The organism is Caldimonas sp., assembly GCF_046289365.1.
Classification (GTDB): domain Bacteria; phylum Pseudomonadota; class Gammaproteobacteria; order Burkholderiales; family Burkholderiaceae_C; genus Caldimonas.
Genome location: NZ_JBKBVU010000073.1, coordinates 5762 through 14855 on the forward strand (window position 1 = coordinate 5762; position 9094 = coordinate 14855).

10 protein-coding genes are annotated in these 9094 nt (G+C 66.9%); 2 read left to right on the forward strand and 8 right to left on the reverse strand.

Annotated features, from left to right (window positions below; genetic code table 11):
• On the reverse strand, positions 1-732 hold a 732-nt coding region (dusB, locus tag ACK42S_RS09255), incomplete at its 3' end, for a tRNA dihydrouridine synthase DusB (RefSeq protein WP_409706043.1).
• 115 nt (positions 733-847) lie between these two features.
• Between dusB and ACK42S_RS09260 the strand changes: the two genes are divergently transcribed.
• Complete coding sequence (locus ACK42S_RS09260; protein ID WP_409706046.1) at positions 848-1342, forward strand: YqaA family protein; 495 nt, start codon at positions 848-850, stop codon at positions 1340-1342.
• 7 nt (positions 1343-1349) lie between these two features.
• On the opposite strand, the gene ACK42S_RS09265 is transcribed toward ACK42S_RS09260, so the two are convergent.
• From ACK42S_RS09265 to ugpB, 7 genes are all read right to left on the reverse strand, one after another.
• The gene (locus ACK42S_RS09265) at positions 1350-2129 is read right to left on the reverse strand and encodes a slipin family protein (RefSeq protein WP_409706049.1); all 780 of its coding nucleotides are present in this window, start codon (positions 2127-2129) and stop codon (positions 1350-1352) included.
• A 2-nt stretch (positions 2130-2131) separates the two neighbouring features.
• Positions 2132-3553 carry an NfeD family protein gene (locus tag ACK42S_RS09270; protein WP_409706052.1) on the reverse strand — a complete coding sequence of 474 codons (1422 nt, stop codon included), beginning with the start codon at positions 3551-3553 and terminating at the stop codon, positions 2132-2134.
• A gap of 113 nt (positions 3554-3666) precedes the next feature.
• Positions 3667-4425 carry a glycerophosphodiester phosphodiesterase gene (gene ugpQ, locus ACK42S_RS09275; protein ID WP_409706055.1) on the reverse strand — a complete coding sequence of 253 codons (759 nt, stop codon included), beginning with the start codon at positions 4423-4425 and terminating at the stop codon, positions 3667-3669.
• Entirely contained in the window at positions 4422-5492 is a 1071-nt protein-coding gene (locus ACK42S_RS09280; RefSeq protein ID WP_409706058.1) for a sn-glycerol-3-phosphate import ATP-binding protein UgpC, read from the reverse strand. Before ACK42S_RS09280 ends, ugpQ begins: the two co-directional genes overlap by 4 nt.
• A 12-nt stretch (positions 5493-5504) precedes the next feature.
• A complete protein-coding gene (gene ugpE, locus ACK42S_RS09285) occupies positions 5505-6359 on the reverse strand; it encodes a sn-glycerol-3-phosphate ABC transporter permease UgpE (RefSeq protein WP_409706061.1) in 855 nt (284 codons plus the stop codon).
• 1 nt (position 6360) lies between these two features.
• Complete coding sequence (ugpA, locus tag ACK42S_RS09290; RefSeq protein ID WP_409706064.1) at positions 6361-7242, reverse strand: sn-glycerol-3-phosphate ABC transporter permease UgpA; 882 nt, start codon at positions 7240-7242, stop codon at positions 6361-6363.
• A 95-nt stretch (positions 7243-7337) separates the two neighbouring features.
• Positions 7338-8654, reverse strand: coding sequence for a sn-glycerol-3-phosphate ABC transporter substrate-binding protein UgpB (gene ugpB, locus ACK42S_RS09295; RefSeq protein WP_409706067.1), 1317 nt, complete (start codon positions 8652-8654; stop codon positions 7338-7340).
• Between the two features lie 288 nt (positions 8655-8942).
• On the opposite strand from ugpB, the gene ACK42S_RS09300 reads away from it, so the two are divergent.
• Positions 8943-9094 (forward strand): DUF3683 domain-containing protein (locus ACK42S_RS09300; RefSeq protein WP_409706070.1); only part of this gene is annotated, 152 nt, incomplete at its 3' end.

Here is a 9094-nt window from a genome sequence, read left to right on the forward strand (position 1 = left end):
CAGGAAGTGCTCGATCTCGCGGAAGATCCAGGGACGGCCCTGGGCGGCGCGGCCGATCATCAGCGCGTCGGCCCCGGTGTGACGCAGCACGGCCAGGGCCTTCTGCGGCGAATCGATGTCGCCGTTGGCCACCACTGGCACCTTCACGGCCGCCTTCACTGCGGCAATGGTGTCGTACTCGGCCCGACCCGTGTAGCCCTGCTCGCGGGTGCGGCCGTGCACGGTGATCAGCGCCACGCCGGCCTGCTCGGCCGCGCGCGCCAGGCTCACGGCATTGCGATGCTGCGCGCACCAACCGGTGCGCATCTTCAGCGTCACCGGCACGCCGCGTGGTGCGCAGGCCGCCACCACCGCCTCGATGATGGACAAGGCCAGCGCCTCGTCCTGCATCAGCGCGGAGCCGGCCCATTTGTTGCACACCTTCTTGGCCGGGCAGCCCATGTTGATGTCGATGATCTGCGCGCCGCAGTCGATGTTGTAGGCCGCCGCCTCGGCCATCATCGCGGGTTCGGTGCCGGCGATCTGCACTGCGATGGGCGCGACCTCGCCCTCGTGGTTGGCTCGGCGCGAGGTCTTCAGGCTGTTCCACAGCTCCTTGCGCGAGGTGACCATCTCGCTGACGGCGTAGCCGGCACCCAGCCGTTTGCACAACTGGCGAAAAGGGCGGTCGGTGACCCCGGCCATGGGCGCGACGAAGAGCGCGTTGGGCAGCTCGTGGGGGCCGATGCGCATGGGAGTGGCAGGGGGATGTGCTGAAAAAGGAGGCAGAGTATAGCCTCGCAAGCTTTCAGGAAATGAAACGCTCGGCCCGCGGCCTTGCTGCAGTGCACACCGATAATCGCAGGCGATGGAAGCTTGGCTTTACTCCCTGCTCAATGCCTTGGCCTTGCCGCAGTTCGGCCTGAGCACCGTGTTCGTGGTGGCCTTCGTGTCGGCCACGCTGCTGCCCATGGGCTCCGAGCCGGCCGTCTTCGGCCTGATCAAGCTCAACCCCGAGCTGTTCTGGCCGGCCATCGGCGTGGCCACGCTGGGCAATACCCTGGGCGGGGCGCTGAACTGGTGGCTGGGCTACGGTGCCCACCAGGCCTATGACCGCCTCACCCACAAGGAGCACCCGGTCAAGGCGCGCGCGCTGCTGTGGCTGCGCGATTTCGGGCCCCGGGCCTGCCTGCTGTCGTGGCTGCCCGTGGTGGGCGACCCCTTGTGTGGTGTGGCCGGCTGGCTCAAGCTGCCGTTCTGGCCTTGCGTGCTCTACATGGCGCTGGGCAAATTCCTGCGCTACCTGCTCATGACCTCGGCGCTGCTGTGGCTGTTTCCCGGCATGGTGGAGTTGCCGCGCTAGCCCCGGCTCACTTCGCGGCGGCGTCGCCGCCCATCTGCTTGATCAGGGTCAACAGGTCGATGGGCATCGGAAAGACGATGGTCGAGGTCTTGTCGCTGGCGATGGTGCTCAAGGTCTGCATGTAGCGCAACTGCATCGCCCCGGGCTCGCGGGCGAGCATGCGGGCGGCTTGCATCAGCTTTTCCGAGGCTTCCAGCTCACCGTCGGCGTGGATGATCTTGGCGCGCCGCTCGCGCTCGGCCTCGGCCTGCTTGGCAATGGCCCGTACCATCGAGTCGTTGAGGTCCACATGCTTGATCTCGACATTGGCCACCTTGATGCCCCAGGCATCGGTCTGCGCGTCCAGCACCTGCTGGATGTCCAGGTTCAGCCGTTCACGCTCGGCCAGCATCTCGTCGAGCTCATGTTTGCCCAGCACGGCACGCAGCGTGGTCTGGGCGAGTTGGCTGGTGGCCACCATGAAGTTCTCGACCTGGATGATGGCTTTTTGCGGGTCCACCACGCGGAAATAGACCACCGCGTTGACTTGCACCGAGACGTTGTCGCGCGAGATCACATCCTGGGTGGGCACATCCAGCACGATGGTGCGCAGGTCCACCTTGACCATCTGCTGCACACCCGGGATCACGATCACCAGGCCCGGCCCCTTGACCTTCCAGAAGCGGCCGAGCTGGAAGACAACGCCGCGCTCGTATTCACGCAGGATGCGCAGCGAGGCGGCGATCAGCGCAAGCACCGCGATGGGCAGCAGGCCGCCAAAGCCAAGCGAGCCAAGGTCGAAGATCATGATCACTCTCCTTGAGGTTTCTCGATGGGCACTACATCCAGGACCAGGCCGTCGCGCCCGCGGACCTGCACGGTTTGTCCGGCCTGCAGGCTGGCGGGGCTGCGCACCCGCCAGCGTTCGCCGGCCACCTCGACCCAGGCCTCGCCAGCGCCGACGCTGACGACCCGGGCCTGTTGGCCGACGACCGTGGCGTCCCCGCTGACCACGGCGCGCCGGCGTGCGCGCACCGCCATTCCGGCCAGGCCGATCACCACGGCGGCGCTGAGCGCGGCCATGGCGGCGATCAGGCCCAGCGGAATGCCAAAGCCGGGCACCTCGGTGTCAATGAGGATCACCGCACCCAGCACGAAGGCCACGATGCCGCCCAGGCCCAGCACCCCGAAGCTGGGCATCAGCACCTCGGCCACCATGAAAGCCAGTCCCAGGGCGATCAGTGCCAGCCCGGCGTAGTTCACCGGCAGCAATTGCAAGGCATACAGGCCCACCAGCAGGCAGATACCGCCCAGCACGCCCGGCACCAGCGCTCCGGGGTTGGAGAACTCGAAGAACAGGCCATAGATGCCCAGCATCATCAAGATGAGCGCCACGCTGGGGTCGGTGATCACGGCCAGCAAGCGAATGCGCCAGTCCGGCTCCTCGCGCACGATGGCAGCGCCCGTGGTCTGCAGCGTCAGCGCGCGGCCGTCGATCTGGAGGCGGCGGCCGTCGATCTGGGTCAGCAGCTCGGGCAGGTCGCGGGCGACGTGTTCGATCACGCCCTGTGCCAGGGCCTCGTCCGCACTCAGGCTGGCCGCCTCGCGCACGGCCTTCTCGGCCCATTCGACATTGCGCCCGCGCATCTGCGCCAGCGAGCGGATGTAGGCGACCGCGTCGCTGAGCTGCTTCTGTCCCGACACGGTGGGGGACGGGCCCGTCTGCGGTGCCGGCTCCGAGGCCCTGGAGGCCGCAGGCTCCGCGGGCCGCCCAGGGCGGGCGGGCGGCTGGGCCGGTTCGGGAGCACCACCGATGGCCACCGGCGTGGCAGCGCCCAGGTTGGTGCCCGGGGCCATGGCTGCGATGTGGCTGGCATAGAGGATGTACGTGCCTGCGCTGGCCGCTCGCGCGCCACTGGGCCCCACATAGCTCGCCACCGGCACCGGGGAGGCCAGGATGTCGCGGATGATGCGGCGCATCGAGGTGTCCAGGCCCCCGGGGGTGTCCATCTGCAGCACCACCAGCTGAGCCCCGTCGCGCTGGGCGTGGGCCAGTCCGCGCCGGACGTGTTCGGCCGTGGCCGGGCCGATGGCGCCCTCGATCGTGATGACCGTGACGGGCGCGGGGGGTGCGCCGGCGGCGGGCCGGGGCGTGGCCTGGACTCCCGCCCCAAAAGCAGCCCACAGGGTGGCGCACCACCACAGGATCAGAGGCAGCCGTGCCAAGCTCATGGTCTGTGGATCCGGGCAGTCCGTGTGCCGCGCCCGCGACGCGCGGCGGATGCTCGATCCATTATGAGAGGCCCGCAATCCCGCGTCCACCCGGGGGTGAACTCCGGCAGGATTCAGTCATGCACGCCGGGGCCGGGGGAGAAGTGGTCCACCGCGTCGGTGATCAGGCCGTCGATGCCCAGCGCGATCAGGCGGCGGGCTTCAGCCGGATCGTTGACCGTGTAGGCCAGGGCCTTCATGCCGGCGGCATGGAGGGCCTCGATGCGGGCGCGGTCCAACAGGGCGTACTGGGCCACGACCGCCGAGCACTGCAGGGCTTGCGCGTGGGCCAGGCAGTCCTCGGGCCAGTGCTCCAGCAGCAGCCCGCGCGGCAGTTCGGGCTGGGCGGCCAGGGCCGCCTGCAGGGCCGCGCTCTGGAAGGAGGTCAGCAGCGGCGGTGCGACCGGCGGTGTGCGGCTGGTGGCCCAAAGCTGCGCGCAGCGGCGCGACACGACGGCCCCCGTGAGGCCTTCGGTGCCGGGTGTGGGCTTGATCTCGACATTGAGCACGAAGCCGTTGCGCAGCACATAGCTGGCGATGGCCTCGAGCGTGGGCAGCGGCTCGCCGGCATAGGACCGGCTGTGCCAACCCCCGGCGTCCAGCCGGCTCAGGGCGGCCCACTCCTGCTCGCCGGCCACCCCCTGACCATCGGTGGTGCGTTCCAGGGTGGCATCGTGCAGCAGGAAAGGCTGTCCATCGCGGCTGAGCTTCACGTCACACTCGAAGGCCCGGTAGCCGAAGCCAGCGCCATGACGGAAGGCCGCCAGCGTGTTCTCGGGCGCCAGTCGGCCCGCGCCGCGGTGAGCGATCCACAAAGGGTAGGGCCAGTTCATGTGATGCGCTTGTGCGTGTTGGCGTCGAACCAGTGCAGCTTGCCGGGCTGGGGCGTCATGTACAGGGTTTCACCGACCCGCGGGTGCTGGTGGCTGTCGTCGGCGCGCACCACCACCAGGGCCGTGCCCAGCTTGCCGTAGATCAGCCGCTCGGCCCCCAGCACCTCGACCATTTCCACGACCAGCGGCCACCCGGCATCGCCCAGCACCAGATGTTCGGGGCGCACGCCGAGAATGACCGCTCCAGACACGGGCGCACCGGCGCCGGCCGGCAGGTCGATCTCGAGACCGCCCACGGCATAGCGCCCCGGAGCGGTGGCCTGGCCCTCCAGCAGGTTCATCGGCGGTGAGCCGATGAAGCCGGCGACGAAGGTGGTGGCCGGGCGGGCATAGACCTCGTCGGGCGTGCCGATCTGCTCCATGTGTCCGGCATTCATCACGATCATGCGCTGGGCCAGGGTCATCGCCTCGACCTGGTCGTGCGTGACGAACAGCGAGGTGATGCCCAGCTCGCGGTGCAGTTTCTGGATCTCCAGCCGCGTTTGCACGCGCAGCTTGGCGTCCAGGTTGGACAGCGGCTCGTCGAACAGAAACACCTGAGGCTCGCGCACGATGGCCCGGCCCATGGCCACGCGCTGGCGCTGGCCGCCCGAGAGCTGACGCGGCTTGCGGTCCAGCAGGTGCGACAGTTCCAGGATGCCGGCGGCCTTGTCCACACGGCGGCGGATTTCGTCCTTGGGCAGCTTCTGGATCTTCAGGCCATAGGCCATGTTGTCGAACACGCTCATGTGCGGGTAGAGCGCGTAGTTCTGGAAGACCATGGCGATGTCGCGATCGGCCGGCTCCAGTTCGTTCACCACGCGAGAGCCGATCAGGATTTCGCCGCCGGAGATCTCCTCCAGGCCGGCGACCATGCGCAGCAGCGTGGACTTGCCACAGCCCGAGGGGCCGACGATGACGATGAATTCGCCGTCGGCGATCTCGGCATTGACCCCATGGATGACCTGCAGGGACTGCTTGCCCTGGTGGTAGCGCTTGATGACGTTCTTGAAAGAGAGGGATGCCATGTGCTCGTTCGTTTATTTCTCGGTGTCGACCAGGCCCTTGACGAACCACTTCTGCATCAGGATCACCACCAGGGCCGGCGGCAGCATGGCCAGGAAGGCGGTGGCCATCAGCACGTTCCACTCGGTGTAGGCTTCGCCCGAGACCAGGCGCTTGATGCCCAGCACGATCGGGTACATGTCCTCGTTGGTGGTGATCAGCAGCGGCCAGAGGTACTGGTTCCAGCCGTAGATGAACTGGATCACGAACAGCGCCGCAATGCTGGTGCGCGACATGGGCAGCAGCACGTCCCAGAAGAAGCGCATCGGTCCGGCACCGTCCACCCGCGCGGCCTCCACCAGCTCGTCGGGCACCGTCAGGAAGAACTGGCGGAACAGGAAGGTGGCGGTGGCCGAGGCGATCAGCGGGATGGTCAGGCCCGCATAGCTGTTGAGCATGCCGAGGTTGGACACCACCTCGTAGGTCGGGCCGATGCGCACTTCCACCGGCAGCATCAGGGTGACGAAGATCATCCAGAACACCAGGCTGCGCAACGGGAAGCGGAAGTAGACGATGGCAAAGGCCGACAGCAGCGAGATGGCGATCTTGCCGATCGCGATCACCAGCGCCATCACCAGGCTCACCCCCATCATCGGCAAGGCGGCGGGCACGGTGCTGCCGGCGGCGGTCTCGCCTCCAAACAGTGCCACCTTGTAGGTCTCCCACAGGTGGGTGCCCGGCCGCAGCGACATGGGAACGGTCGAGGCGATCTCCTGCGCGGTCTGCGTCGAGGCCACCAGCGTCAGGTAGACCGGGAAGGCCACGATGGCCACACCGGCGATCAGGATGAAATGGGACAGGAAGGTCAGTCCCGGGCGGCGTTCGATCATGTCAGTACTGCACCTTCTTCTCGACGAAACGGAACTGGATCACCGTCAGCCCGATCACGATGGCCATCAGCACCACCGACTGCGCGGCAGAACCGCCCATGTCCAGCGCCTTGAAACCGTCGTAGTAGACGCGATAGACCAGGATGGAGGTGGACTTGCCCGGCCCGCCCTGTGTGGCCGCATCGATGATGGCAAAGGTGTCGAAAAAGGCGTAGACGATGTTGATGACCAGCAGGAAGAAGGTCGTGGGCGACAGCAGCGGGAAGACGATGGTCCAGAAGCGTCGCCAGAAGCCGGCGCCGTCGATGGCCGCGGCCTCGATCAGCGACCGGGGGATGGATTGCAGTCCGGCCAGGAAGAACAGGAAGTTGTAGGAGATCTGCTTCCACACCGCGGCCATCACGATCAGCGCCATCGCGTGGTTGGGGTTGAGCAGGTGGTTCCACTCCAGGCCCAGCAGGCGCAGCAGGTAGGCGATGGTGCCGAAGGGGGAGGCGAACATGAACAGCCACAGCACCCCGGCCACCACGGGTGCCACGGCGTAGGGCCAGATCAGCAGGGTCTTGTAGAAGCCGGCGCCCTTGATCACGCGGTCGGCCATCACGGCCAGCAGCAGCGAGACGGACAGGCCGATCACCGCCACCAGGACGGAAAACACCGCCGTGGTCTGGAAGGAGGCGACATAGGTCTCGTCGTGGATCAGGCGCTCGAAGTTCTCCAGCCCGACGAACTCGGTGGACATCCCGAAGGCATCCTGGGACAGCACGCTCTGGTACAGCGCCTGCGCGGCGGGCCAGAAGAAGAAGACCAGCACCACGGCCATCTGGGGAGCCACGAGCAGCCAGGGCAGCCACCAGGACTTGAATCGGACGCGTTTTTCCATGGTTGCAAACAATCAGCGCCTGCCTCATGCACGCAGGCATGGGCAGGCGCAGGAGGCCAGGGCCCGGACGCCACGCCGGGCAAAGGGGCGCGATTTTACGAGCGGCCGCTGTTGGCGCGCTCGAAGCGCTCCAACTGTTCGTTGCCGCGCCGCACCGCATCGTCCAGGGCCTGCTTGGCGGTCTTGCGGCCGGCCCAGACCTGTTCCAGCTCCTCGTCGTTGATGGTGCGGATCTGCACGAAGTTGCCCAGGCGGATGCCGCGCGACTTGTCGGTCGTCTTGCGGATCATCTGCTCCACCGAGACATCCGTGCCCGGGTTCTGCTTATAGAAGCCCGACTTCTCGGTCAGCTCATAGGAGGCCTTCGTCAGCGGCAGGTAGCCGGTGCGCTGGTGGCTCTTGGCGGCTTCCTCGGGCTTGGACAGGTGGGCGAAGAACTGGGCCACGCCCTTGTACTCGTTGTCCTTCTTGCCGGCCATCACCCACAGGCTGGCGCCGCCGATCACGGTGTTCTGTGGCGCGCCGGGCACGTCCGGGTAATAGGGCAGGGTGGAGATGCCGTTTTCGAACTTGGCGTTGCGCTTGATGTTGCCGTACAGCGCCGATGAGCCGGTCATCATCGCGCACTCGCCCGAGACGAAGGTGGCATCCGCGGCATTGCCGCGACCCTTGTAGACGAACAGACCCTGCTTGGCCATGTTGGCCAGGTTCTCGATGTGGCGCACATGCAGCGGGCTGTTGAAGGTCAGCCGCGCATCGAGGCCGCGCATCCCGTTGCCCTTGGTGGCGAATTCGGTGTTGTGCCAGGCCGAGAAGCTCTCCAGTTGCGTCCAGCTCACCCAGCTGGTGGTGAAGGGGCATTTGTGGCCGCTGGCCTTGAGCTTGGCCGCTGCCAGGGTCACTTCCGGCCAGGTCTTGGGCGGGGTGTTCGGGTCCAGGCCCGCGGCCCGGAAGGCGTCCTTGTTGTAGTGAAAGACCGTGGTCGAGCTGTTGAAGGGGAAGCTCAGCATCTGCCCGTTGGGGGCGGTGTAGTAGCCGGCCACCGCGGGCACGTAGGCATTGGGGTCGAAGGTCACGCCGGCCTTCTTCATCACCTCGCCCACCGGCACGATGGCGTTGCGGCTGGCCATCATCGTGGCGGTGCCCACTTCGAAGACCTGCAGGATATGCGGCGCGTTGCCGGCACGGAAGGCCGCGATCGCCGCCGTCATCGATTCGTCATAACTGCCCTTGAAGGTGGGCACGACGCGGTAGGTGCTCTGGCTGGCATTGAAGTCCTTGGCCAGGTCGTTCACCCATTCGCCCAGAGCGCCGCCCATCGAATGCCACCACTGGATTTCGACCTGGGCCTGGGCCGGTCCGGCCAGGGTGGCCGCCAGGGCCGTGGACAGCGCGAGAAGTTTCCGTTTCATGACGACTCCGTGAAAGATATGCGGGAGAGAACAAGGCCCGCGAAGGCTAGTGCCTGTTTGTGACAGGAGCGTTTCTGTCATGGAAGGTGCGGGCTCGCAAGCGGGTTAGTCCCATGGTTTGCGTCCGCGCAAAGATGGCAGCCCGTGTCCCCGTGTCCGTGTGTGTGCGCCGACGACAGTAGGCGCGGTGCGCACACGGTTTCCCTGGCCGGCGCCTGCGGCCTTGCTGCGCTGCGGTACGATTCACCTTTGCGCCCTCCCAGACCCAGCCCCACGCGCCAGGCGCCCATGAATGCACCGCTGCCCCTGAAGGATCTCACCGCTCCGGTGGACGCCCCGGTCGACGCGCCACCGCGTCTGCGCGAGATTCCCTACAACTACACTTCCTTTTCAGATCGCGAGATCGTCATCCGTCTCCTGGGTCTGCGGGCCTGGGAGGT

Bases quoted from the DNA above. Each gene is read 5' to 3' on its own strand.
- ACK42S_RS09280 (WP_409706058.1), bottom strand. From the start codon at position 5,492: ATGGCATCCCTCTCTTTCAAGAACGTCATCAAGCGCTACCACCAGGGC.
- ugpA (WP_409706064.1), bottom strand. From the start codon at position 7,242: ATGGAAAAACGCGTCCGATTCAAGTCCTGGTGGCTGCCCTGGCTGCTC.
- ugpQ (WP_409706055.1), bottom strand. From the start codon at position 4,425: ATGAACTGGCCCTACCCTTTGTGGATCGCTCACCGCGGCGCGGGCCGA.
- ACK42S_RS09270 (WP_409706052.1), bottom strand. From the start codon at position 3,553: ATGAGCTTGGCACGGCTGCCTCTGATCCTGTGGTGGTGCGCCACCCTG.
- ugpE (WP_409706061.1), bottom strand. From the start codon at position 6,359: ATGATCGAACGCCGCCCGGGACTGACCTTCCTGTCCCATTTCATCCTG.
- ACK42S_RS09265 (WP_409706049.1), bottom strand. From the start codon at position 2,129: ATGATCTTCGACCTTGGCTCGCTTGGCTTTGGCGGCCTGCTGCCCATC.
- ACK42S_RS09260 (WP_409706046.1), top strand. From the start codon at position 848: ATGGAAGCTTGGCTTTACTCCCTGCTCAATGCCTTGGCCTTGCCGCAG.
- ugpB (WP_409706067.1), bottom strand. From the start codon at position 8,654: ATGAAACGGAAACTTCTCGCGCTGTCCACGGCCCTGGCGGCCACCCTG.